Below are 25,914 nucleotides of genomic sequence, written 5' to 3' on the forward strand. Positions count from 1 at the left end.
TCCAGTAACTTATTCCGTGCACGCCCCTTAGCCTTGGAACTTCATCGCCACTTTAGTCATTCTTTATTTTTTATACCGCTAGGCGCACTGCTGTGTGCGCTGTTTTTCCATTTCGCCTTTTCCCGCCGCTGGCAGTTTTCATTTAAGCAAACCTACAGTTGGAGCCTTATCGGCTATGCCACCCACGGACTATTAGATAGCTGCACCAGTTATGGCACACAATTATTATGGCCATTAAGTAATCAGCGATTCGCGTGGGATTTTATTGCAGTTATAGACCCGGCCTTCACGCTACCGGCTTTTGCCTTTGTTATTGCTGCAACGTTAAAAAAACAGCGCCGCTGGGCCGTAATAGCCATCGGTTGGATGAGCGTCTATATGGCCTTTGCCGCATGGCAACACCAACGCGCATTAACAATCGTACACTCAGTTGCAGCAGCGCGCGGCCACACACCGGAACGCATTAGCGCCAAGCCCACAATGGCCAACCTAGTACTATGGAAAACCCTCTACCTTTACGAGGGCGATTTTTATATTAACGGAATTAAAGCCAGCCTATTCGGCGAGGATAAAACCTGGGAGGGGGATATCATTCCTAAATTCGATATGGCACGCGACTTCCCCCACTTATCACCCAACACCTTTCAGCACAATGATATACAACGCTTCCAATGGTTTAGCGACGGTTACACCGCAATCGACCCACACAATCGCCAACGCATTATCGATTTACGCTATTCCATACTGCCCCACAAAAGCACACCTTTATGGGCAATAGAAATAGACGCCAGCAAAGCCGATAACGAGCACGTAAAATACATTCCTGCCGATCACGGCGATGCTGCCACTGGTGCGCTATTTTTTGATATGCTGTTTAACTAGCGCGGTGCTAATTCACCCTTTATCCGCTTGTAGGCCGCTAGACCATAACCCTCGCTGTGCTAATATTCAGCCAGCCACCCAAACTACACTCTAGCTTCATTATCGCCCTATGTATTTTCAGCTTAACGCCCCCATCAAACACAAAGGCTTTGCACGCAAATTTATGCGTAATCCCGCCTTTATGGGGCTATTGCTGCTGGCTTTCATCTTTATACGCGCCGTTGTACCCGCAGGCTTTATGCCTAACGACGGTTCCAGCTCTGCTTTCTATATCTTCTGCTATAGCGCTAAAGGGGCCGCACAGCTCGATTCCGTAGCAGATCATTCTCACGCCCATCATCACGCCGCACACGACTCAAGCTTATCAACCCCACCCCATCAAGATCACCCTAGCAGCCATAAGTCACCATGTGAATATGCCGCCTTTAGCGCCAACATCGCACTGGGCATTATTATTCTATTCGCCATTATTTGGCCTAGCCGGCAGCGTGCTACCGCTTATGTTCGGCATCTACGACACACCTTAGCGGCCTATGTTTTACCCGCGGTTCGAGCACCGCCCTCAACGTTCATTGCTTAATGGCTTAACTACTTAATCACCCCATTAATCCAAAAATTAATTTTTGCACTGTGCCTATTTCCGCGCAGGGCTTAGCAATGGAATTCCCTATGAAAAATGTAACTTTAACGCTCGCTATTACCGCCGCGCTTAGCGCTTCCGCTTTTGCCGATACGCAACACGCAAACTCACACGCCCCCATCAGCATTATGGGCGACCATATGCATAAAGCCGATGAGTGGATGGTATCGTACCGCGCCATGTCCATGACCATGGAAGGCAACCTTTTAGGCAGCAACACAATCAGCGATGATGCTATCGCGACCACGCAAGCCAACCCTTATGCCGGCATGCCGATGATGCCGCCTACCCTGCGGGTTGTGCCGCAAACTATGACAACCACCATGCATATGCTCGGCATAATGTACGCCCCCAACGACAACATTACCCTAATGGCCATGCTCAATTACGTTGATAAATCCATGACCTTAAAAACCTACCAAGGCATGATGGGCAGCAACGTATTGGGCGAATTTGATAGTAGCGCCAAGGGTATGGGCGATACCGTAATCGGCGCGCTCTACCGCCTTTACGATACCCCCACCCATCACCTACACCTGAATGCCGCCATCAACCTGCCTACCGGCGCAACCGACGAGCAAGGCGAAATACTCACCCCAATGAATACGCGCCCCACAGTGCGCTTACCTTACGCAATGCAATTGGGCTCTGGCACTTACGACCTACTGCCAGGCCTTACCTATACCGGTAAAGCCAACAACCTAAGCTGGGGCGGGCAATACACCGCGACCTTGCGCACCGGCGATAACGACGAAGGCTATACCCTAGGCGACGTGCACACAGTGAACGGCTGGGCACAATACGCGTGGGCACCCAGCGTGAGCACAAGCCTAGGCCTAGCCTATAGCGACAGCGGCGATATCGACGGCCGCGATGCCAACATTATGCTACCGGTACAAACCGCAAACCCCGCCAACTATGGCCGCCGCAGTACCAGCGCCAAAGTGGGCATTAATTGGGTCGGCCAAACCGGCGCACTCCACGGCCATCGCCTCGCGTTTGAATACAGTGCGCCACTCAAACAATCGGTGAATGGCTTGCAAATGGAGATGGATAACATGTGGGTACTTGGCTATCAAAAAGCATTTTAAGAGCGCGCGGCTGAGAGGGTGATCGCCTGCCCTTCTTTTAAGCCTGCAGGAGATAATAATTATCCCAGAAGATAATCAACTCGCCTTTTGGGTGAGCATTATTTCGAGCCCAACGGAATAGTCACATTAGAATAAGACATCGAGGCATGTAAGGGACGAAGACAATAATATCGAATCAAACATGAGTGGATGAAATAGTTTTCCCTCACCCTCTTCGCCTGATTAGCATTTTTCGCAGGCGCAGCTAAACTATTTAAAAGGAGAGTCGGCATAGGCGCGAGGTAAAATTAATTACCTAGAAGCACAGTGCCGAAGAGCCACTAGCGAGGCACAAACACTTTGAGCTACGAAGGCAAGCGTGCACCCAGGAATTCAAAAACGGGAAGTTATTTAATGCACGCCCCTAAGGACCTTGGAATCCAGCATTTACGGATGATGTGCCCCCCCTTAACTCGCTATCGATAAAAAATATCGCACTTATCTGGATCACAAAGAAACTTAATATGACAAATTTAATCGTGATAACGCTCTTACTTTTGACTGTATTTAAGGTTAATACCTGTCTGGCAAAAACAGATAGCTCGCTACTCAACATTCCACTTAAAGACCTCTCTAAAATTAAAGCCGCCCCCCCCGGAACGCTAACGCGCCTTGGCTCACTTCAGCGCCCCAATTCAATGACCACAATCTCAAACTTAGACATTAAGCTGACACCAGCTCGGAATATGCTCGACCTTTTTGAAATATATATTCCTGGCGTGATTTGGATGAATAGTGAAAGCGGCCCTCTTTTAGGGATGCGTGGCGGCCTAGTCGATAGAAATTTTAAGTACCTTCTGATGTTAAATGGTGTTGTTATTAACGACAAAGTGCACTACGGCGCCATTAGCGAACTTGAGCAGTGGGACTTGACCGACATAGACCGAATAGAAGTTATTAGAGGCCCAGGCTCCGTCACCTATGGCCCCGGTGCTGTCTCTGGGGTTATCAATATCATAACGTTCACCCCAGACCCAAACCAAGACAGTCAATTAACGCTAAAGTATGTCGATAAATACCAGAGTAAAGGGCTTTCTTTCCGGAAGACCTTTAGCTCCAAATTGTTCACCTTAAGTACCCACATAAGCGCAACACGAAGTGAAGGTTACTTAGCACCACAATACCTTATTCACGATAATGACAACTATGGCTATGTTGGCGAGACCGCGTTTTTAGATGCCCAGCCACTGGATTACTTTTCGGATTACAAGGATAAACCACAAGTAAAAATACATTTAGATGCCGCGTTTAACAATGGCTTTCGAGCCTGGCTTAGATATACCCATCAGGGATCAACATGGCAAGGTAATGAAGTAAAAACACCGAAAGGCGATACTCTAATAAACCTTCAGGGAAATATGTTCAGCCAATTTTTAACTAATGCAGAATATAACCTGGCTATTGACAGTTCAAGCACCCTAAAAACAAGTATCGGTTTGAAAATGGATGATACCGAAGCCGCGCAAGAGCACTTATTTTCAGACACCGTAGATCATGTGCTTAACAAAAGATCTAATTATAGTACCTTAGAGCTACATCACCGAACCACATACAACAAAACCTTACAGAACTCGCTAGAGATTGCGCTTGGTTACGAACTGTCTTATCAAAACATTACTACAGGATGGGGAGACAGTAAAAATGACCTGCGCCTCGGTGAAGGTAGAGATATTATTAGCAATGAAAATTCAAATGCATTGCTGGAGGGTAATCGAGGCTCGGCTGATAGGCAATCCGATACGCACCATGTAGGCAATGGATGGAAAACTAACTCTTATTCCATTTTTACTGAAGTTAACATCCCTATTTATAACAATGTTGTGGGATTAGTTTCGGCAAGGCTAGATAAGGGTACTTTCGATAAATATCAATTGTCACCTCGATTCTCGCTAATCAATAGCTGGAGTGATAAAACTAGCGGGTATTTAACCCTACAACGATCTGTACGACGAAATACGGCAGAGCAACGTTATGCCGAAAACCAGCTGGGTTATAGAACGCAAAGCGAGAGCCTGGATTCTTTGGAATTGGGGTTTAGATCGTTAATATCTGAGGCCACCTTCATAGAGGCGTCCATCTTTACCAATCAAATAGATATCGTATCATGGGATGATAATGCTAACGAAAGTATAGTACTAGGGTCGCTAACACTGCACGGCATTGAAGCAGAGCTTGAGCATACATTTAGAGAGGCGACATTAGGCATCAATTTTTCTTATATCAAACAAAAAGAATGGATCCTTGGTGAACAGTTCACCCGAAGCGGCATAAGTTATGCCGATTATCGGCAGCCACTAAGAAATACAGATGCTACACAGCAAGATAGTGGAAATAATATAAATAATTGGCCAAATTACTCACTAAAAACCTACGCACACATCCCTCTAGGAGGTAAATATTATTTTCATGCAGATCTTCGTTATATCAGTAAGTTTCAAGGGGCTATTGATGGCTTAAACGGACTGGAGGATGCAGTAAGAGGATTACCGGAAGAGGAAGCTGTCGCGGTTGCAATTCAAAGCGCATACGATGTTGACACTTACGCAGCCGAAGTACGGCTAAACCTCAGCCTTTCTTATATTGTGAACCCGCGCTTTGAAACAAAGCTTTTCTTTCACAATGCATACGGCTCTAGAAACAACCCTAGATACTCAGAAGATTCAGGAAATAATAGAGCCTCCCCTAGACGAGTACGCTTTAGAGAAGAGCCTGCCACGATTGGCCTGGAACTCGCCTATTCATTTGATTAAGGGGCGAGGCAATAATAGTTTGTAATTGCCTGTTTTCTCAGCAAGGCGCTCGAAGGGGCGCATCCGGGGCCTATAGGTCGTAGGGTAACGATTGGGCAGCGCTGTGAGGAGGCAAGAGGCAAGTATTATTGATAAAGTAATTTTTCCTCGGCCCTAATAGTGATCAAACATGTTTAACGGGAATTTTCAGTGTAAATGTAGTTCCAACACCTTCAGTGCTTGTGAATGTTAAGTCGCCCTTCATTAAACGTGCAAGCTTTCGACTTAATGCCAGCCCAAGACCTGTACCGCCAGACACCTTCCCTGCTTGTGCTTGTTCAAAAGTATCGAAGACCTTCCCGTATTCCTCCTTGGCAATACCGACCCCGGTATCCCTAACCTCGCAGCATAAAGTCTCGCTGTCACTAGCATCTCTCTCGTATCCGATGACACACTCAACAGAGCCCTTGTCAGTAAACTTTATGGCATTGGATAGCAAATTTATTAAAATTTGGCGAAGTTTATTTTCATCCGTACAAATATTTTTTGGCATTGACTCATGTAAAATTATATCGAATGAAATACATCCTTTCGTTAACAGAACAGAAAACATACCTTGAAGATACAGCCTAAAGTCCTCAATTGAAAAAGGGGCTTCATCAAGCTGAACCTTTCCAGACTCAACTGTTGAGAAGCTGAGTATATTATCAATTAAATGCAACAACTGACTTGCAGATTGATTAATTTGGCGCGCCCAAGCATTGTGTTCTTCAGAAGCACTATCACTATCGACTAAAAGATCAGAGAAGCCCAAAATGGCATTCATTGGGGTTCGTATTTCGTGCGACATATTTGCAAGAAAAAGGCTTTTTGCTCTAGTTGATTTTTCTGCATTAATTTTTTCTTTTAATAACTCAGCATTTCTCACCTCAAGTGTCTGTTCATAATGAGACATTGAAATTTGAGACGCTATACGAGTCAAAACGATTGGTGCATTGTAGGGTTTGGTGATGAAATCAACAGCCCCCAACTCCAAACCCAGCCTCTCACTTTCGGGATCCGTGGAAGCCGTTACAAAGATAACTGGAACCCTTTGTGTTTTTGGAGAGGACTTTAATGCCTTACAGACCTCGTAGCCACTCATCTCGGGCATAACCACATCAAGCAATATTAAATCGGGTGCGGGATCTAACGAGGCAATAGCAATAGCCTGTAAACCACTGATTGCAGCCTTCAAGTTATATTCTTTACCCAGGAGCCCGTGCAGCACATCAATATTCGCAGGTGTATCATCCACCAGAAGTATGGTGTACTTAGAGTCGCTACTATTCATCTTCATCTTTAAGTATACCTTTATCTCTCCACGCCAAAATCATAGCGCGCAATAAACTCTCAGCTCCGATATATTCGTAGTTATCAACCTTACTTTTAAGCGTTGCGATGTCATTCGATAAGCGCTCTTCAGGGGGGATGAGCATAATAAAATCGATAAGGAGCGACCTCGATTGAGTATCATAATTCGCGAGCGAGTGTAAAACATTCACCGTATCACTGGCTTTGATATAACAGGGTGCCGTATCCTCAGAGAATACAGAGGAATCATCATTTTCACGCCCAAAGTGATTCACATATTCAGTACCGAAATAATTTAGCATATTCTCGATTGTAGTCAGAGTGTCTACCATTTCATCAATTGTAGATTCAGTGAGACAAAACTGTTCGAGTTTTGAAGTAAGATGGTATGCCGCATCAAGACCGATTGTCCCCGACAAGCTTTTAAATGTATGCGCCATACGAAGCGCCAATGCCTTATCACCACCTTTTAACGCCCGCATAAATTGCTGAGTGAAATTCTGCTGCTCTTGATGAAATCGTTTAAGTAAATGATTATAAAGTGAGGTATCGCCATTTAATTTCGAGAGCGCGCTCGAACTGTCTAGCCCGGATATTTTAGGGAAATTGTATTCCGCTAGATTTGATTTTGGCTTCTCTATTTCAGCCTCCCCTACAGTAATCCCCGAAACGTGATCTGTCGATGCAGAGGCGGAAAAATGATCCATCATTACTTCGTAGAGTACATTAGCATCAATGGGCTTTGAAACATAACCATTCATACCGACGTCTAGGCACTTCTGAGCATCACCAGGAAGAGCGTTTGCGGTCATAGCAATGATAGGTAATTTACTTTCTGAGATTGTAGAACGAACAGCGAGCGTTACTTGGTAACCATCAAGCACAGGCATCTGAATATCCATTAAAACACCATCGTAATGCTGCTCCCGAATAAGCGTAATTGCTTTGGCACCATTATCGGCTATATCCACGCAAACATCGATGAGCCTAAGTAAACTAACCGCGACATCTTGATTAATTTCATTGTCTTCAACAAGAAGGACTTTTTTGCCCGCGAGTCGACTCTTAGCAAGAGCTGGAATGTCATGCGGGCGGGGAGCTTGACTCTCAACGCTTCTATCGGCCAATGCTGTTTCCATCATTGCCGCTATAAGTGCCGTTGGGGTTACGGGCTTATGAATAAAAGCGTTAACGTCGCGCAAGGGGCCTTCGAAGTTTATTTTATCGTAGCCGCTCATAAGTATGATGGGCGTTATTTTATAATTATGATATTTATTTCGAATCTCTGCAGCAAAGTCCAAACCGGTGAAATCAGGCATTTTCCAGTCGACAATAATCAGATCGAACAATGCAGAATCTAGGCGCTTATTAATACAGCTATAGCCCACCTCAGGATTCTCGGCCGTCGTGATAACACAGCCAAACGACTTAAGAATTTTACTGACATGCAGACGTGATGAGCTATTATCATCAACAACTAAAACGCAAAGTCCCTCGAGCTTACGAATGAACTTTAAGTGAGAGGTGCTCTGGCTGCCCATATCAGACGGTATTATTTGCGGCTTCACTTGAACGGTAAAAGAGAAAGTACTACCCGCGCCCTCTCGACTCTCGACCCAAATATCCCCCCCCATAAGCTCGACTAACTGCTTGCTTATTGCCAAACCAAGACCGGTACCACCGTACATCCGGGTTGTAGAGCTATCGACTTGCGAGAAAGACTTAAACAGCTTCGTTTGTTGCTTTTCTGTAATTCCAATACCATTATCTGTAACAGTGAATAGTAATTTTTGAGATTTCACAGCTTCACCTAAGTTGCTAGAACAGTCGACGCCCGCTTGCTCACAACGTTCACGTAAATCACAGATTACTTCATCACTCGCAATAATTTCGGATAAATCCGGCCTAACCCCAACCTCAACGCTTCCTCCAGGGGAGAACTTGATGGCGTTATTAACAAGATTAACTAAGATCTGCCCCAAACGTACAGGATCCCCGGTCAACTTTTCAGGAGTATCGGGCCGCTGATTAAAAGTAACGTTAACCCCTTTGCTTTTCGAAATGAATTCAACGGTACTGTTCAAGTTATAGAAAACATCATCTAACAAAAAGGGAATTTCTTCCAGAATAACCTCGCCAGACTCAACCTTTGAAAAATCAAGTATGTCATTAATTATTTTTAACAGCGATTGCGCTGAACTACCAATTTTGTCGGTATAGTCTTTTTGTAGATGTGTTTGATCGGGCTGGATGGACAACAACTGAACCATCCCAATGATTCCATTCATAGGGGTTCGTATTTCGTGGCTCATATTTGCTAAAAAAATACTTTTCTGATAATTAGCATTATCTGCACTCTTCTTGGCATCATTCAGTTCCGATTGTATCCGCTGAAGATCGTCATTGGCCTCTTTGAGAGAGTTATTACTTTTCGTTAGGTCACTATAAGCTTTCACTCTTGATCTATTGATAGCCACAATGGAGAGAAGTAGAAACAGGATAAATAATAGTATAATTACAGAGCTAATAATAAAAAATCGTAACCGGGTATTTTGGTTTTCCAACTGATCAATCTTCTCCCCTCGGCTATCAATTAATGCCTCTTGAGAATTTAGAATGCCTTCATTACTTGCTATACTGTCATTAAGCGCTTTAACCCGAGCATCCTGCTCACCTATAATACTGAGGTTATTCCGCAACACTTCCTCATACTCAACAACACTCGCCCTATACTCTAACAGCTCTTTCTTGGCGACATCCATCCCCGCCAACAGTTCTTTATAATTTATTTTTTGACTTAATATTTTTCTGCCTTGCTCTTCAAGAATTTCTTCTTGTGATTTTATTTTCGCCTTCTGGCGATCAACTTCCCTTCTAGCCTTCACTACAACTTTCTTTATAGACTCAACCGATTCTTTTAGCGCCTTCAATTCCAAATCATTATTATTTATTTTTTCCTTAAGCGTCTCAGTGTACTCTAAGTTATCCCTATATAAGCTAGCAACATCAATCTCGCTCCCTCCAATAAAAATAAGTTCAGGGGATACCTTCAAACCTTTATTAAGTATATTAGGCCTATGGATCTCAAAGGATATTCCCCCGCTTTCCAATGCGGTAAAGTTAATCATTATTTTTTTCTTTACCGTACTTCCATCCGTGACAACAAGGGTTGGCATACCGTTTGTTTTTTCATTAATGGTATCTAACTCAGACACGCAAGATTTTGGAATATAGACGATATCAGCATTTTTTAGAGTGCCGAAACTACCGTGAGAGAACTTTAGATTAACCCCCTCCGAGGATGCGGACAAAGCCATTTTTTCAAATTCAGACTCCAATAACGGATAACTACCACAAGGTATACTTATGACCATTGGAGCACCATCTTTGGCGTTTGGCCACGTAATATATTTCGAAAAATTAAACAAATAGCTACTTATTATTGCCTCTCGGGAATAGTAATCGCTTGAGAAAGATGGGGAAGAAAAAAGGAGTATCACAAGAAGTGAGAAGACTGTACCTAACGCACAAACAAACCCCGAGCCCTTGCATTGTGATAGATTACAATTCGAATGAAAAAACATATCGCTTACGACTCCAGCCCAAGAAATTCTAACATCAATACGGCAGACTTTTTTTTGCAGAAAAGAGCCTTAAGTGTTAATGACGTAACTGTACGAATCGCGGAATAAAAAAGCGTACATTTAAAATTATTCGATTAAGTTTTGCGCGTCCGTCATTAAACTATTCAATATAGGCTCTAGGTTCTCTGCCATTGTTCCTGCATCGTAGAGCTCACTACTGGTATTTTCTACGAGCTGGCTAAGAGCATTTTCTTGATCCTCTTCTAGACCTAAATAGGAGACCCTCGCTTCAATTTTCAGCATTAAACTCTGCATACATTGATATATATTATTATCATGCTGGACCGCATAATCCGTAATGGTCTTCAAACTATTTTCAAACTTTCCGAAGAACGCCACGGAGGCCTCCTCTCGCTGTCGCTTAGCGTTACCCCTTAAAATAACAGCCGTCGACAATTGTGACGCCAGGTTACATAGAACCATCAAATGATCCTTTAGGCGACCGTAGGTTAACGGGTCACTTAGTGGCATGTTGATTGCCAATATGCCAATATTACCTTCACAAAAAATACTTCTCGGGCCAAGATTAACAATGTGCTCCCCCGAGCTTAAACATTTACTTAAGACTTTAGCTTCCACCGTATTATCGAGGCAGCCAAAATAATTATCTTTATCGTCATCACGAATTAAAATACACGAATTTATTCCAAACTGATTAGCACAAATCATCATATTACCGGCAATCCCACCAAGGGATTTTGATTCGGCCACCGTTTTTATGAACTCAATTAGCTGCCCCACTTCACTATTGAAAGTCATGGCATCCAGTGCTGTATTTACGGCTAACTGAGTCCTTTCTTTTAATTCAACATTTTCAGTGGCGATGCGTAAATACCGCTCAACACTTAACAATAGCTTTTCTTTGGCGACAGGTTTGACAATATAGTCATCCCCCCCGGATTCGTAGCCTAACAGCCTATCTTCAGGACTCGTTTGGGCAGAAACAAAGATTATTGGAATTTCAGCCGTTTCAGCCTTACTCCTCAGTAATTTACAGACTTCATATCCATCCATGTAAGGCATAGAGACATCTAACAATATAAGGTCTGGGCACTCCGATTCAACACTATTAAGGCATTCTTGCCCACTGTATGCTTCGCATAGCTGATAGTTTGACAGCAAGGATTTCAACAGAAAAACATTAGCCTCTATATCATCCACAATCATTATTTTTCTGTGCTTCATGCTCATAGTGAAAGTCCGATAATTAAGAGTCTGGTAATTAAGAGTCCAATAATTGAGAAATTCAATCTTCTTAAATATTGTAGCCCAGCAATATTTTTACGCCAGAAAACCGCATAGGCGCTGACATAGAAGCCCGCCAATGGACACGAATAAACACCAGCAGCAGAGCAATTACGCGACCTCTTCAGGCAGAGGTTATTGGGGGAAAAACGTTCACACGGCAACCCTTACTCAATTTCATGATAAAGCCTGCGAGAATACAAAGAATAAGGAATAACTGAAAATGCAGCGCAATTCTCGAACCCTCATTTACCCCATCTAAACGACGCGTTCTTGTGCCGCCAAAGAAATGACTGTTTTTAGAGCGCACCTATTCCGCGTGCCTGCGAGGATCTCCCCCCCTCCCTTAAAACAGCCTCGCTAGCGAAGTACGAATAGTCCTCCTATAGTTGAAGAGTACAACTTTATTCTTCAGTTAATTCGTCGTTAAGCAGGCCCCTTAAAATGACCATTCGTAGCAGTTTAAAATATAAAATGTTACACCTCGTTTTTATCCAAGCCGTATTCTTTGTACTGCTATTAGCGAGCCTGTGGCTTATTAACCCTAACTGGGTCCTTATTCCGCTGGATGACGACAACACGCACAGCACCACAATGAAAGAGTTCAAGCATCATTACGGCATGCTCAGCACGCTTAATATGCAACTGGCCAATTTACATCAAAAACAAGATATTACCGTCGATGAATACAACCGCCTGTCGACCGACTTAAATATTCATTCACGCATGATTAAAACACTAAGCCAAAGCGCTCAACAAGCCTTTCAGGTTGATTTTAGTGTGCTGGTGAGCTTCTTATTTAACTTTCAAAATAAATTAAAACTGCTGAAACCGAAAGAGCCAGGCTTTGACGAACGCCTACGGGATATTCAACAGTATTTCTCGCGTATTCAAAGCGAGTTTTTTTACATTATTGATGAAGTGAATCGTGTGGATAGCCAAGAAATGGCACAAGCGCTTAAAAATGCGCAAACTAGCTTATACCTTTGGACTATCGTAAGCCTAATGACGTTGGCTCTCAGTACCTTTATCGCACTCAACCAAGCTGCAAAATGGAAAGAGCAAATCGCGGATTTACTCAATACCATTTACCGCCTGAGCGTGGGCGATTACCAGAATAAAAACAAAGAAAAAACCGATGATGAGCTGGGTTATTTGGCCAAGGTATTTTCAGAGACCATCAACATCATCAAAAAGGACAACAATATAAAATAACGATTAATGCGCCACAACATAAAAAACCACAATCTGGCGCAAAACCCCCGATACAAAAGGCCTCCAGCGCCAACCTTCATCAAAAAATGTGATTTTTTTATTTCGAATAAATCTCACATTTTTATTTAATAAAACTAAAAAACTACAATTAATAGAACGTAAGTGTCTAAATAGTTCAGGCATAAACCGTTATTGCATTAATGCCTACGGCGAACCGTTAATCGATACCGATTATCCAGTGTCACAATTAATACAATGCATACAATGCTATATCTATAGCCATGAAGAAATTAACGCATGGCTACACCTTAATTGAAATGCTTGTGACCGTATCGATCATTGCGATACTGGCTTCTGTTGCTGTGCCGTCCTACGAAGGGCTGATTAACAACAATAAGCAAAAAGCGGTACTCAATACCTTTTTGGGTGAACTGCACTACGCCCGTAGCGAAGCGGTAAAGCGTTCGCGGCAAGTGGTTATCTGCCCAAGCAGTGATGCCAGCAGCTGCAGCAAAAGCAGCTGGAATGGCGGTTGGATTATCTTTATCGATGACGACCGTGATGATACTCGCGATAGCAACGAAGAGCTTATTCGTGTAACAGCCGCATTGGATCAAGGCTTAGATTTAAGCACAACCTCTAATATTGAAGAATTCATTCGCTATCGCCCAAACGGCTTAGCGCTAGAAACCGGCACCTTTACCCTTTGCGACCCACGCGGTAGTGATGTAGCAAAAGCCATCATTATTAACGCCACTGGCCGCCCTCAAGCATCAGAACACAATGAAACAGGGGGCGCCCTCACATGCAGTTAAGCCACTCAAATATCCGACAAAATAAAACAAAAGTGCAAGGCTTCGGGCTTATCGAGGTATTGGTTGCGCTGTTGGTATTTGCCGGTGGAGTTCTCGGTATTGCCAGCATGCAACTAAGCGGCTTAGGCATGATTTCAAACTCCAATGCCTTAAGCATTGCCGTACTCGGCGCCAACGACATGGCAGACCGCATGCGCGCTAATCCACTGGGGATAGAAGGCGGAGCCTACGATGCCATTGATGGCGCCGAAAGTTTACCAGAATGCACAAGCTGCACACCGCAACAAATTGCCCAAATGGACGCCTACAGTATTAAACAACAATTAACCGATAACTTAAGTAACTCCACCTTGGGCGTTACCAGTGTGGGTAATGATTTGTACACCGTCAGCGTAACGTGGACCGAAAAAGTAAAAAGCAGCAGCGAAACCAAAACACACCGCTTCACCTTTTTACCCTATAACCCATAACCCATAACCGATTGAGTGCCAATAATGACTGCATTTAAAACACCGGCACCGCAATATCAGCTAGGCGTTTCCCTCATTAGTTTGATGATTGCGATTTTATTAGGCTCAGTGCTTATGGGCGGGCTTATTACTGTGTTTAGTAGCAACCAAAACACTTCGCGCCTAATGTTCGACTTTGGTTCGCTACAAGAAGGCGTACGTACAGGTAATGAAATACTCGAGGTTTCATTACGCCAAGCCGGACACTTTGGCGGCGTAAAATCCGATGATATTACGGCCCATACCGCATTGGCTATTACCGGGGTAGGCAACTGCAATAAAACATGGATTACGGACACCAGTATTCCCATTCGCGGGTTTGATGGCGCATCAGCCATTGGCAGTGTTTCTGGTTTCCCCGGCAGCTGCATTGCCAGCACCGACTATGTCGCATGCACGGATATTTTATCCATAAAATACGCCTCGACCATTGACATGTCCGCCATAGGATCCGTTGATAGCGGCGATGTTTATATTCGAACCATTGTCGGTTCCAACGCCAGCACCTTAGGCGAGATATTTAAAGGCGGCGATGGCACCACCATTGGCGATAATACCGATCCCGTCGGCACTTACAATTATCGTTATGCCAGCGAAATTTATTATGTGCGTAGCTGCAGCCATAAAGTCAACGACGTCTGCCAAGACGACACACCCAGCTTGGTTCGCTTTCAATTAGACGGCACTACTTTTTCAGAACAACTATTAGTCGAAGGCGTAGAGCAATTTCAAGTGGAATTTGGTATTGACGCCGATGGTAATTTCACCGCCGACAGCTACTTATCCCCAGCCAGCATTACCGACTGGCAGCGGGTTGTGAGTGTTCGCTACAGCCTAGTAGTTCGCGGAACACACATGGATAAAACGCTGCTCGATACGAAAACGTACAACTTAGCTGGCGGGGTAGATTACGCCCCCACCGGAGACGACCAAGCTTTTCATCGTCGCGCATATACCAAAGTTGTACAACTCCGCAATATGATCCGAGGTTAATGCCATGCAACACCAGCAACATCAATCTGGATTTGTTTTAATTACAGGTTTGATATTATTAATTATTATTGCCATAGCCGCCATTGCCAGCATGGAAATGTCTAATTTAGATTATCGCATGGCCTCTAATTCAGCCTTTAAAGAACAATCCTTCCAAGCCTCTGAAACTGGCCGTATTGCCGCTGGCGATGCCGTGAATCAATTTATTTATGAGCGCTCGTGGGATGGTGTAAGCACGCACCCAGGTATTAGTTTCGCGTCCACCTTTAGCCCGCTTACTGCGAATGGCGATACCGAAAATTTATTCAGTTCAGGCTCGCTCGCAAAAGATATGGATTTTGATATCACGAGTACCTCGGCGATAGAAAAAATTAATTCCGATATTTATATTATCCGCGCCCCCAGTGCAGCGGCCGCCGTTGGGGGCGGATTGCAACAACTGGCAGGTTATCGCGGTGCAGGTAAAGGTGTTGCCTCCAGCGGCAGTGCTATCTATTTTGAATTACGCTCTAAAGGATTGGGTAATGGCGGCGCAGAAACCACAACCGCCAGCGAATATCGTTCATTTATCCAGTGAGGCAGTGCATGAAAATTCAACATCAAAAATATCCACGGTTAAATGTCACGCTAACTCAATGGTTATGTTTTTTAACCCTAGCCCTAAGCGCTGCGTTGTTACATGCGCAATCCTCAAATTTTACCGCCGCCCCTCCTTTTGTGGCGACTAACGTGGGCAAGCCTAATGTGGTGATTGCCCTCGATATCTCTGGCAGCATGAAAGCGGTTGCCTACGCAGATACCGGAGCCGGAAACTGGAGAAAAGGATTACACGATGATTTTAATCCCGCCTATTCCTATTATGGTTATTTCGAAAGTAACCGAAAATACAGTTATGCGCCCTCGGCCGATAAACAGTTTTTTTATGAAGACGGCGGCGGCCTTTGGGACGGCAACTATTTAAACTGGCTAACCATGCGCCGCATGGATGTTGTGCGTAAAGTTTTGGTGGGCGGCAAAGTACGTGATCGTGCAGGGGAATCTATTGGCGGTTCTACATGGTTTGTGCTTGAAGGCCAAAATGAACCCCTCGATTACACCTTTAAAAAAGCCTACAGTAATAGCGCCGCCTTTAGCCCGATCACCAATGATCAAGAAGTCCTCATTTCAGAAGGTGCATTTAGCACTACAACCGGCGGAGGGGTTTCCATTGTCGAGCTTAGTGATAAAGTTGAAGTGGGGCAGCTATCTATAAATCGTGATATTAACGATGCAACCGGCGATTGGCATACCGTCAGTTTTAAAAACACCTATGCCAGCACACCCAGCGTGGTAGCAACAGCGCTATCGTATAACGGTAGCCACCAATCTCTAGCCCGCGTTAAAGATATAACCCTTACCGATTTTAAAGTACGTGTCGATGAATGGGATTATTTAGATGGCAACCATACAACCGAGGATGTTGTATTTGTTGTGGCCGCAACAGGCAGCCATAAAATTAGTATTACCGATAAAGATACCGGTATAGCCGACAGTTATTTAGTCGCCGCCGGCACTACAACTATTAGTGCAACCACCCCAAGAAACTCAACGTTTAATACTATAGGCATGGGTGCGGCATTTGTAAGCCAGCCCGTGCTTTTTACTGGAACGTCCTCATTTAACGATGCCCAACCGGTAACAACGCGCGTTAAAAATATTAGTACAACAAGCTTTGAAATTGCGATGCAAGAAGAGCGCAGCGAATCAGGCAATGCTCACGCAGGGGAACTAGTCAGCTGGATAGCCATAGAGCGAACATTGGGTTATTCGGCACACGCAGGTGTTGCGATAGAAATTGACAACACCAGTAATGTTCACACAGAAACATGGCGGGATATTAGCCTAACCGCTAACTTATTTAATGATACGCCTATGGTCGCCATCAATGTACAAACCACCAATGGCGGTGACCCTGTTGTGGCACGCTACGGTAATGGCGGCGTATCGAAGAATGGCTTTGATGTGAAGATGGAAGAAGAAGACTCCACCGGTGCCGGCGATTTAACCCACCCTGCCGCCGAAGCTATCGGCTACCTTGCTGTAGAAGCATCCATAGGTTACAAAATTCGCTTGGGCGTGCAAACGGAACCCACGGGTATTTTACAACAAAACTCAGCCTCTATTCGCTTTGGCATGGCGGTTTATAACTATGACCACTCCAAGGTTCCAACATCCATTTACAACAGCAATAACACTCACGGCGGAACATTCCGCCCTTGCTACCCAGACACATCTAAAGATGTCGCGTCCCAAACCAACTTTGATATTTGCTTAGATACACACGTTAAATCGCCCTTGAGTAATGTCATCGATGTTATCGAAGATCACCCTTTAATTTGGGGCACAACACCCATTGCCGAAACGCTCTACGATATAAAAGGGTATTTTGCGCAGCAAGACTTTAATCGCGGAACAGGCAGCCACACCCAGTGGTATGACAACGGCACCGAAGGCACATCTGGGCAGCGTAATTCCTACGAAATTAGTGACACATGGGATCCTTATTACTACCCCGAGTTCAGCACGCGCTTGCCTTGTGCCAAATCGTTTGTTTTACATTTTAACGATGGTGCTCCCTATAAAGATTTTGATGGTAGTGGCCACCCTACCGTGGCAAACGATGGCATTGGTTCGTTTGGAAGCGAGCAAGTACTGGATGATTTAGCATTAGAACTGCGAGAACACGATTGCCGCACCGACGCAGGAATGACCGGTCATCAAGACATTATTAGCTATTATGTTTACGCTGCACTCGGCGAAGGTGAAGCCTTTAATGACGATAGCCGCCGCATGCGCGAAGCCGCAGCCAATGGTGGCTTTATCGACCAAAATGGCGACCCCCTGCCAACACCGGGCCACCCCTCCGACTTTAATGATTACGTAGTAAGCGGTGCAGGAAACTGTACCCCCAACGAATGGGATGAAAACGGCGATTGCAACCCCGATACCTTTTATTTTGCCAGCGATGCCGAAGAGCTGGTTAACCAATTAAATGCCGCACTAGAATCGATTACCGCACGCTCTGGTTCTGGCGGTGCATCCTCCGTTATTGCCGCCTCGCGCTCTGGTGAAGGCGCTATTTTTAATGCGATCTTCCGCCCATCGGTTACATCGCAAGGTGATGAAGTCACCTGGATTGGCGATGTACATGCCCTCATGATTGACGATGCCGGCAACCTACGGCACGACGATGGTGATCGCGTTTTAGAAGACTCCGATAAATACATCGACATGTGCTCTTATAACGATAACGAAACCAAAGAAGTCCGCATAAAATTATCGGCAACGGTGGCATCGCGCCCTAGCGCTGCCGACTTTAGCGCCTGCGCAGCCAGTACATTTAATTTAGATTTATTTGATTTAGACTATTTATGGAGTGGCGCAACGTGGCTTGCCAATATGACAGACGCACAAGCCGCCGGTGCCCAGCGACTATATACTAGCCCCTTACCCGGCCGCCATATTCTTACCGGTATAGATACCAATGGCGATGGTATTGTCACTAGCTCGGAAGTCACCGATTTTATGCCGGCAACATTTGATTCGTCAAAAGCGGGTTTAATTGCTAGCACCGAAGTCGACGCTCAAAATATTGTGGAATACATTCGCGGTAAAGATATTGCTGGGTATCGTTCGCGCCAGCTAAACGGAAAAACCATGCGCCTTGGCGATATTATTTACTCCACCCCAACCGTTGCCGGCCGGCCCGCCGAAAATTTAGACCTTATTTACGGCAGTGAAAGTTATCGCCTCTTTTTTAATCACTACCGTTATCGCCGCCAAGTTGTTTATGCCGGCGGTAATGATGGCATGCTACACGCATTTAATAGCGGCTGGTACAACCCGGATAGTAAAGAGTTTACCAATGCAAAAGGCGGCGGCGCGGCGGGCTCGTCTATTAATTACGAATTAGGCGCAGAGCTTTGGGCTTATGCTCCCTTTAATGGCTTAGCCCATTTAGAGTATTTAACACGCCCCAGCTATGGCGCCGTTTCTTCTGACCATTTGTATTTTGTTGACCTTGAACCGCGTATTTTTGACGCTAAAATATTTACCAACGATACTGACCACCCCGGTGGTTGGGGTACCGTTATGGTTGTGGGCAGCCGGCTTGGCGGCGGTAGCATGACCGTAGATGCCGACCTGGGTGCTGGCGTTGCTAACCGCACATTACGTTCGAGCTATACCATTATTGATATTACCAACCCCGATAAAGCGCCGACTATTTTATTGGAATATTCCCACCCAGACCTTGGTTTTACCTCTGCCATGCCAACCCCCATTGTGACGGGAACCGATAGCGAGGGTAACGGTAATTGGTATTTAATGTTGGGCTCTGGCGCCGATACTAACGCGGCCGGTTTTGACGAAGTCAAAAGTACGCAAAATGCTAAACTCTTTTTATTAAATTTGAAATCGATTGTCGCGGGCTCGGCCAGCGTATTAGAACCCTCATTTGGCAGCGGTGGCGTATTAACACTTAGCGATAGTAATAGTTTTATTTCAGATTTATCGTCAGTGGATTATGGCCTTGATGAATTCACTACCGATGCCGTTTATTTTGGCACCGTGAGTGGTGACAATAGCGCATGGGCAGGTAAGCTTTATCGCCTGGTGATTCAAGAAAGCACAGGCAGCGCACAAAAAGCGGTTAGCACTTGGACTCCAGCGGTAATGTTTGACCCTAACCGCCCGATTACAGCGGCCGTATCCATGGCAACCGATAATTTACAAAATCGCTGGATACATGTTGGAACCGGCCGCTTTTATACCCAAGAAGACAATCTCGATAACAGTGTTAATTACTATTACGGCCTAAAAGAAAGTAGAGCCGTTACCGGCGGCTTTACTTACAACGTTGCCACCAGCATTGTCGACGTTACTGCAACACAAGTCGTTGCCGCCGACGCTACACTTCACAACGCGCCAACATTAAGTCCGTCACTCGGTGCCGATGCAACTCTCACAACCTTAGAGAAGCGCATGAAGCAATACTCAGATGCCCCTAGCTATATTGATGGCTGGCAAAGAACAATGTTTGCTGGCGAACGTAACTTTGGTACTGCAACATTATTTGGTGGCACCTTAACTTATACCACCTTCGACCCAGTATTTGATGAGTGCGCCGTAGACGGTGATGCACGCCTATATATTTTAAATGCCCTAACCGGCACCGCCGGTAGCCCAGGCATTATTTCACAAGACCCCGACGCAATTTATAACGACTACGTCATTGATTTAGGCAGTAGCCCAGCCACCAGCCCTAGCCTGCATATTGGCGACGGTTATGAATCTGATAATAAAGCCAACGCCATTATTCAAACATCGGACGGCGCCATTACAACGGTAGAAGAAACCAACCAAGATACCGTTAGAAGCGGAGAAGTGAGTTGGCGACAAATTCAGTAATGCGGCAATGCATTGGGCAATAATTTGATTGTCCACTATTTTATTGATAGCTAAGGAGTTCACTATGAAACTCAATCAACAGCAGGGCTTCAACCTTATCGAGCTACTTATCGTGGTGGTGGTCATTAGTATTTTAGCCGCGATAGCGCTGCCGTCTTATCAAGAGAGTGTGCGCAAAGGTAATCGCAGCGACGGGCAAGCACAGCTGCTTGAAGCTGCATCGCGCATGGAGCGCTATTTTTATAAAAACAATAGTTACCACGCAGACCTGACCGAACTGGGCTATTCAGCAAGCAGTGCCGTTGCATCACCCGAGGGCCATTACACCCTGAGCGTAGTGGCCGCTACAGCCAGCTGCCCCATAACCACCTGCTATAAGCTACAGGCAACAGCTGTAAACAACCAAGTCGCCGATGGCAATATTACGCTAGACTCTTTAGGGCAAAAATTACCCGCCGAGAAATGGTAACCCTTTCACCAAAGTCTCGCGTTCTATATCGAACGCATTGTCACTAAATAGCACGCCCAAAATAACCCCCACTTAAGCCATAGCGCTCTATTCCAAAATCAGCTAAGTCTGTATTTTTTAGTACTCTTTATCTTAATCCAATAACCAAAAAAAATGCGCTTCTCACTCTCTTGACATAAACAATATAACCATTTTCAACTTAGCCCCATCCATCCTTATAAGCGGCCAAGCATCTTGAATTAACTGACTTTTATCCCAAGTAGATCAACACTAAATGAAGGGATAAGCCAAAGTCTCGGCGGTATTCGCGGTACGCAACCCTAAAAACATAACGAGATAGGCATTTGAGGTTAGAAAATGGGCAGTAAAGGCTTTCAATACATTTCCGGTTTTACCTTGCTGGAGCTAATGGTCACGATTTCGATCATGGCGATTATTGCCGGTATTGCTGTGCCCTCTTATCAAGGCCTTATTCAAAGTAACCTTATGCGTGTCGCCAGCCATTCATTTTATGGCAGCTTAGTTTTAGCTCGTAGCGAAGCAGTTAAAAATAATCAGCCCGTTGCCGTCTGTAAAAGTAGCAACGGCACAAGCTGTGCCAGCAGCGGCACATGGGATGGCGGCTGGTTGGTGTATGTCGATACCGATGCCGACTCAACATTTGATAGCAGCGAACTATTACTCGAGAGCCACTCCGGCATAACCAACCTTACGCTGCGCGCCACCGATGCCGATCTTGATCAAGTTGTTTATCAAGCCGATGGCACCCAACGTGTCGCGGCTAGCTTTAACCTGTGCATTGATGATGACGTAACCCGAGGCACTAACATTAATATCGGTTTAACCGGGCGACCCAGTACCGAAAAAGGAGCAACGGCATGCCCTTAATACGCATGATAAAGCGCCAATATGGCTTAGGCATGATAGAGGTTTTGGTGGCGGGTTTCATTTTTGCTATTGGTGTTTTAGGTTTATCCACAATGCAAGTGAAAGCCAAGCGCACAAGCTACGACGCATTACAGCGATCGCTCGCCACTAGCCTCGCACGCGATATGGTCGCGCGAATGCGCAGTAATCCTACCGCCCTTGATACCTACGCAGCCATTACTTTTTTAGGCGGCGTTACCAGCGGCAACGAACCATCTCCCGACTGCCAATCACAACAGTGCGTATCGGCTGAGCTTGCCAGCCACGATCTTTGGGAATGGGAACAAGCCTTAGAAGGTGCATCGGAAGTCTCCAACGCAATCAAAACCGGTGGATTAACACAACCCTCGGGCTGTATCGATAATACCAATGGCTTAATCACTATCACCATTGCGTGGGAGGGTTTTGATGGCAAAAAAAATCCAACCAACTCAACCTGTGGAGAATCCCGAGGATTGTATGGAACAGGCAATATCAACCGAAAAATCGTGGTGTTAAACACCTTTATTGAGGCGATCTAAATGAACCACTTACTCGCCAAGCCCCTATTATCTTCTAGGCCCCTATTAACCTCAAAATCATACAGCCGACCAAAACTTAAAAAAATGTGCGGTTTTACGCTGATTGAGTTGTTAATTGCCTTGGTTCTAGGGTTAACCCTTAGCGGGGCCATTACTAAAATTTATTTACAAAATAACGCCAGCATGCAGCAAGACGAACAAATTGCACGGCTCCAAGAAAATGCACGCTATGCACTTAAATTATTATCCCGCGAAATTGGCATGGCCGGCTTTGCCGGAGGTGCGCCAGACCTAAGTGCACTCACCCCTGCCGTTATTGCCACCGGATGCGCCCACGATACTTGGAGCTTAGATTTAACCACACCATTAGACTTTATCAACGATGCCGAAACAGGAAGCGCCATGGCAACTGAAGCCGGCGTGGCCATTACCTGCTCGGCACCGGATGGCCTACTCGATGAAACCGATGTTATTAGTATTAAGCGCACGGCAGACCGAGCAACACTGGAAAACGGCACGCTCGCGAGTAACGTCGCCAGTACCGATAACCAATGGTACCTACGCTTATCGGATAATCGCAGCAACAAAAACTGGATTAATGTCGCCAGTGGCGCAGCAATAGAAAGTACCGATGCCTCTGCGGGCTCTGATGTTGACTACTGGGCTTTTTTTCACAAAATTTATTATTTACGTAATGTCGATGATAGTGGCGAAGAAGTGCCAACCCTGTGTGCTCAAGTACTGCTGGGTAGCAGCTTATCTGAAGAGTGTTATGTCGACGGCATAGAGAATATTCAAATCGAATTAGGATTAGACCTCGACGGCGATAGCACGCCCGACATTTTTAAAAGTAACCCCACCACCGCCGAAATGGCCGACACCGTAGTCGTACGTTTGTATTTATTAGCGCGCAGCCCTAACGAAATAAATGGTTATACCAATAACAAAACCTATTACTTGGGGAGCACCACAATAGACAACCCCGATGATGGATTTTTTCGCCGCGTCTACTCCACTACGATACAAATAAAAAATGCGAGGTTACCCAATGCTTAAACCTCATCACATTGATTATGCACAGCTAAAAAAAGCACAGCGCCAACAAGGTACGGTCATTGTTATTGCATTAATATTTTTGCTACTGACGGGCTTAATTTCTGTTTCCGCCATGAAAACAAGCATTTTTGAAACCAAAATGGCCAGTAATGAACAACTTAAAGAAGAAGCTTTTCAAACAACACAAGGCGTGATTAACGCGATCACCAGCGATATTAATAATTTTATTATTGCTGGCGATGTCGGCTATAAAATGTGTAAAGCCGGAGCCAAAGGCTGTGATAGCAACGCCATTGCGCTAGCGTCTTCAACAGCAACGCTCACCGCCAATAATGTGGAATATCACATTACGCGTAAAGCGCCGCTTTTTGCGCCTATCCCCTTTCGTGCGTCAGAAGAAAATGCCTCTAGTGCAAAAGCCTATTCTGCCGCTCTATTTGAAGTCAACGCCGAATACGATGGCAGCCAAGACCGACTAGGTCAGGCCGCTATTGCACAAGGCGTTGCGATTAAAGTGGCCAATGCCGGTCAATAAACCGAGGTTTGTATGAAAATCCAAAGAGAACTTTTAGCGATAGCATTAGGGATTTTTGCTTCTACGGCCATCGGAGATGACACTGATATATATTTAAATAATTCAAATAGTGGCTCCGCACCCTATTTAATGTTGAATTTCGATTATAGAACAGATATGACTTCGACCTACTGTGGAGGAGGTGGCGGCGGAAGTAAAAAAAAGACATCGCCAGGTGAAACCAATTTTTTTGCGCCCAAATGTAATGTAAATACCGGTAAAAATTGTAGCTCATCTTCAGCATCCGTAGCGAACTCATCTGCAATAACCACATCGTCTACAGTCACTACTTCATCCACAGTCACTACATCATCTGCAACATCTAGTACAGCAACTAGCTCTTCCAGTGGGGCCGTCACCGCTAATGCCGATTGCGCAGCCACCTTGGTTGATTCTCCAGAACTGCTTCAGGCACTTACTGATCTTGTTGGCTCTGACGGAGCAGATACTCTTGATGCAACGTTAGCTGTTTTTAAAGTTGTGTTTTCAAAATTTGATGGCATCAATGTTGGCCTCATGATAAATAATGACGTAGATGGCGGCACTATTTTAAGAGGATATAAAGAGTTTCAAACAAACGACGCCAATGGAGCAAAGCAAGAGCTTATTGACATTCTTGCCAGTATTCCCCGCAACGGTAATGGCGCTAATTTTTTCCATGAAGTATCACCCAAAGAAACACACTACGAACTCTACCGCTATTTAAACGGAGGGCCCGTATTATTTGGCACCAGTACAGCTAGCAATTTTTCTGGATCACATACCCCAGATTATGATGCATCCATTATCTCTGGCGGCAATTATATTTCACCATTTTCAGACCCCAATCAGGATTTCTCTTGCACCAAACTTTATGAGGTATATGCAACATCTGGTAATGCCGGAAATAATAAAGATAGTGATGCAGACACCTATATTCTCAGCGACATGAATGCCGCAGCACTCGACTCGCAATTTAGCGGCATGGTCGACTACATGACAAACAACGATTTAGTGGCCCATGTTAGCGGCGATCAAACATTAAAAACGTGGTTTATTCAAATGGGCACAGCTGCCACCCGGGTGGATGAATGGGCTGATGCAGCCGGCACAGCAGACCAATTAATGGTTATGAGCCATAAAGAAGCATCACTTGTTGATATCCAGAAAACGTTAGAGGCCGCATTTATTGAAGCTTTGAGTGTCAGCTCAACATTCGTATCGGCATCAGTACCCGTTAATGTTTTTAACCGAATACAAACTCTGGATAATTTCTATATCGCACTGTTTGAAGCCAGTAGCACCGAACGCTGGAGCGGTAATGTTAAGAAATTAAAGATGTCTGATACAAGCATACCTTTAGACGGTGTCTTTGATGACATTGTTGATGCAAATGGCTTATCCGCATTTAACGATTCCGATGGACGCATTAAATATGAAGCACTGACATTTTGGACAGATACCAGTAACTTAGCTGCAGCAGACCCCGATAAGAATGAAGTCGATGGGCGTGACGGGCGGACAGTTAATCGAGGCGGCGCCGGCCAAAAAATACCCGAACATGGTAGCTCAATCGTTTCTACGATTAACTTACTTAATTCGCGACAACTCTATGTTGAACCTGCTAGCGGCACTGCATTTGATCCGCTTAATGCCGATGACTCTACCGCTACAGCACTTCAATCCCTGCTTGGGGCATCAACCACTGACGAAGCAAAAGAATTGATCAAGTGGGCTCGCGGAATAGATGTCGATAATGAAGATGCCGACAGCAGCAGTAACGAT

19 protein-coding genes are annotated in these 25,914 nt (G+C 45.1%); 16 read left to right on the forward strand and 3 right to left on the reverse strand.

The genetic code is table 11. The features are described 5' to 3' along the window. From AC3A8L_RS06030 to AC3A8L_RS06045, 4 genes are all read left to right on the forward strand, one after another. Positions 1-882, forward strand: an 882-nt coding sequence (locus AC3A8L_RS06030; RefSeq protein ID WP_487961331.1) for a metal-dependent hydrolase, incomplete at its 5' end; no start/stop codon positions are given. A gap of 163 nt (positions 883-1,045) precedes the next feature. Continuing rightward, entirely contained in the window at positions 1,046-1,462 is a 417-nt protein-coding gene (locus AC3A8L_RS06035) for a hypothetical protein (protein ID WP_487961332.1), read from the forward strand. 89 nt (positions 1,463-1,551) lie between these two features. Continuing rightward, entirely contained in the window at positions 1,552-2,613 is a 1,062-nt protein-coding gene (locus AC3A8L_RS06040; RefSeq protein ID WP_487961333.1) for a transporter, read from the forward strand. Between the two features lie 503 nt (positions 2,614-3,116). Beyond that, positions 3,117-5,402: a TonB-dependent receptor plug domain-containing protein gene (locus AC3A8L_RS06045; protein ID WP_487961334.1), complete on the forward strand. Its 2,286-nt coding sequence runs from the start codon at positions 3,117-3,119 to the stop codon at positions 5,400-5,402. A 163-nt stretch (positions 5,403-5,565) separates the two neighbouring features. Here the strand turns inward: AC3A8L_RS06045 and AC3A8L_RS06050 are convergent, their stop codons facing one another. From AC3A8L_RS06050 to AC3A8L_RS06060, 3 genes are all read right to left on the reverse strand, one after another. After that, the gene (locus AC3A8L_RS06050; protein WP_487961335.1) at positions 5,566-6,720 is read right to left on the reverse strand and encodes a hybrid sensor histidine kinase/response regulator; all 1,155 of its coding nucleotides are present in this window, start codon (positions 6,718-6,720) and stop codon (positions 5,566-5,568) included. After that, positions 6,707-10,318 (reverse strand): YfiR/HmsC family protein, encoded by a 3,612-nt coding sequence (locus AC3A8L_RS06055; protein WP_487961336.1) that lies wholly within the window; start codon positions 10,316-10,318, stop codon positions 6,707-6,709. The genes AC3A8L_RS06050 and AC3A8L_RS06055 overlap by 14 nt, the downstream gene beginning before the upstream one ends. A gap of 126 nt (positions 10,319-10,444) precedes the next feature. After that, the gene (locus AC3A8L_RS06060; RefSeq protein ID WP_487961337.1) at positions 10,445-11,569 is read right to left on the reverse strand and encodes a response regulator; all 1,125 of its coding nucleotides are present in this window, start codon (positions 11,567-11,569) and stop codon (positions 10,445-10,447) included. A gap of 498 nt (positions 11,570-12,067) precedes the next feature. On the opposite strand from AC3A8L_RS06060, the gene AC3A8L_RS06065 reads away from it, so the two are divergent. The 12 genes from AC3A8L_RS06065 to AC3A8L_RS06120 form a co-directional block, all read left to right on the forward strand. Continuing rightward, a complete protein-coding gene (locus AC3A8L_RS06065; protein ID WP_487961338.1) occupies positions 12,068-12,838 on the forward strand; it encodes a hypothetical protein in 771 nt (256 codons plus the stop codon). Between the two features lie 281 nt (positions 12,839-13,119). Beyond that, positions 13,120-13,653, forward strand: coding sequence for a GspH/FimT family pseudopilin (locus AC3A8L_RS06070; RefSeq protein WP_487961339.1), 534 nt, complete (start codon positions 13,120-13,122; stop codon positions 13,651-13,653). Continuing rightward, positions 13,644-14,123 carry a type IV pilus modification protein PilV gene (gene pilV / locus AC3A8L_RS06075; RefSeq protein WP_487961340.1) on the forward strand — a complete coding sequence of 160 codons (480 nt, stop codon included), beginning with the start codon at positions 13,644-13,646 and terminating at the stop codon, positions 14,121-14,123. The genes AC3A8L_RS06070 and pilV (AC3A8L_RS06075) overlap by 10 nt, the downstream gene beginning before the upstream one ends. A gap of 24 nt (positions 14,124-14,147) precedes the next feature. Further along, complete coding sequence (locus AC3A8L_RS06080; RefSeq protein WP_487961341.1) at positions 14,148-15,155, forward strand: PilW family protein; 1,008 nt, start codon at positions 14,148-14,150, stop codon at positions 15,153-15,155. Positions 15,156-15,159: 4 nt separating this feature from the next. Next, positions 15,160-15,732 carry a PilX N-terminal domain-containing pilus assembly protein gene (locus tag AC3A8L_RS06085; RefSeq protein WP_487961342.1) on the forward strand — a complete coding sequence of 191 codons (573 nt, stop codon included), beginning with the start codon at positions 15,160-15,162 and terminating at the stop codon, positions 15,730-15,732. 8 nt (positions 15,733-15,740) lie between these two features. Then, the gene (locus AC3A8L_RS06090) at positions 15,741-20,603 is read left to right on the forward strand and encodes a hypothetical protein (RefSeq protein ID WP_487961343.1); all 4,863 of its coding nucleotides are present in this window, start codon (positions 15,741-15,743) and stop codon (positions 20,601-20,603) included. Positions 20,604-20,667: 64 nt separating this feature from the next. After that, positions 20,668-21,072 (forward strand): type IV pilin protein, encoded by a 405-nt coding sequence (locus tag AC3A8L_RS06095; RefSeq protein ID WP_487961344.1) that lies wholly within the window; start codon positions 20,668-20,670, stop codon positions 21,070-21,072. 357 nt (positions 21,073-21,429) lie between these two features. Continuing rightward, positions 21,430-21,960 (forward strand): GspH/FimT family pseudopilin, encoded by a 531-nt coding sequence (locus tag AC3A8L_RS06100; RefSeq protein ID WP_487961345.1) that lies wholly within the window; start codon positions 21,430-21,432, stop codon positions 21,958-21,960. Continuing rightward, a complete protein-coding gene (gene pilV, locus AC3A8L_RS06105; RefSeq protein ID WP_487961346.1) occupies positions 21,951-22,520 on the forward strand; it encodes a type IV pilus modification protein PilV in 570 nt (189 codons plus the stop codon). The genes AC3A8L_RS06100 and pilV (AC3A8L_RS06105) overlap by 10 nt, the downstream gene beginning before the upstream one ends. Then, positions 22,521-23,576, forward strand: a complete 1,056-nt coding sequence (locus AC3A8L_RS06110) for a PilW family protein (protein ID WP_487961347.1) — start codon at positions 22,521-22,523, stop codon at positions 23,574-23,576. It begins immediately after the preceding gene. After that, positions 23,569-24,111, forward strand: a complete 543-nt coding sequence (locus tag AC3A8L_RS06115) for a pilus assembly PilX family protein (protein WP_487961348.1) — start codon at positions 23,569-23,571, stop codon at positions 24,109-24,111. The genes AC3A8L_RS06110 and AC3A8L_RS06115 overlap by 8 nt, the downstream gene beginning before the upstream one ends. Positions 24,112-24,123: 12 nt before the next feature. After that, a partial coding sequence (locus AC3A8L_RS06120) for a pilus assembly protein (RefSeq protein ID WP_487961349.1) occupies positions 24,124-25,914 on the forward strand: 1,791 nt, incomplete at its 3' end.

Source organism: Marinagarivorans sp. (genome assembly GCF_982758155.1).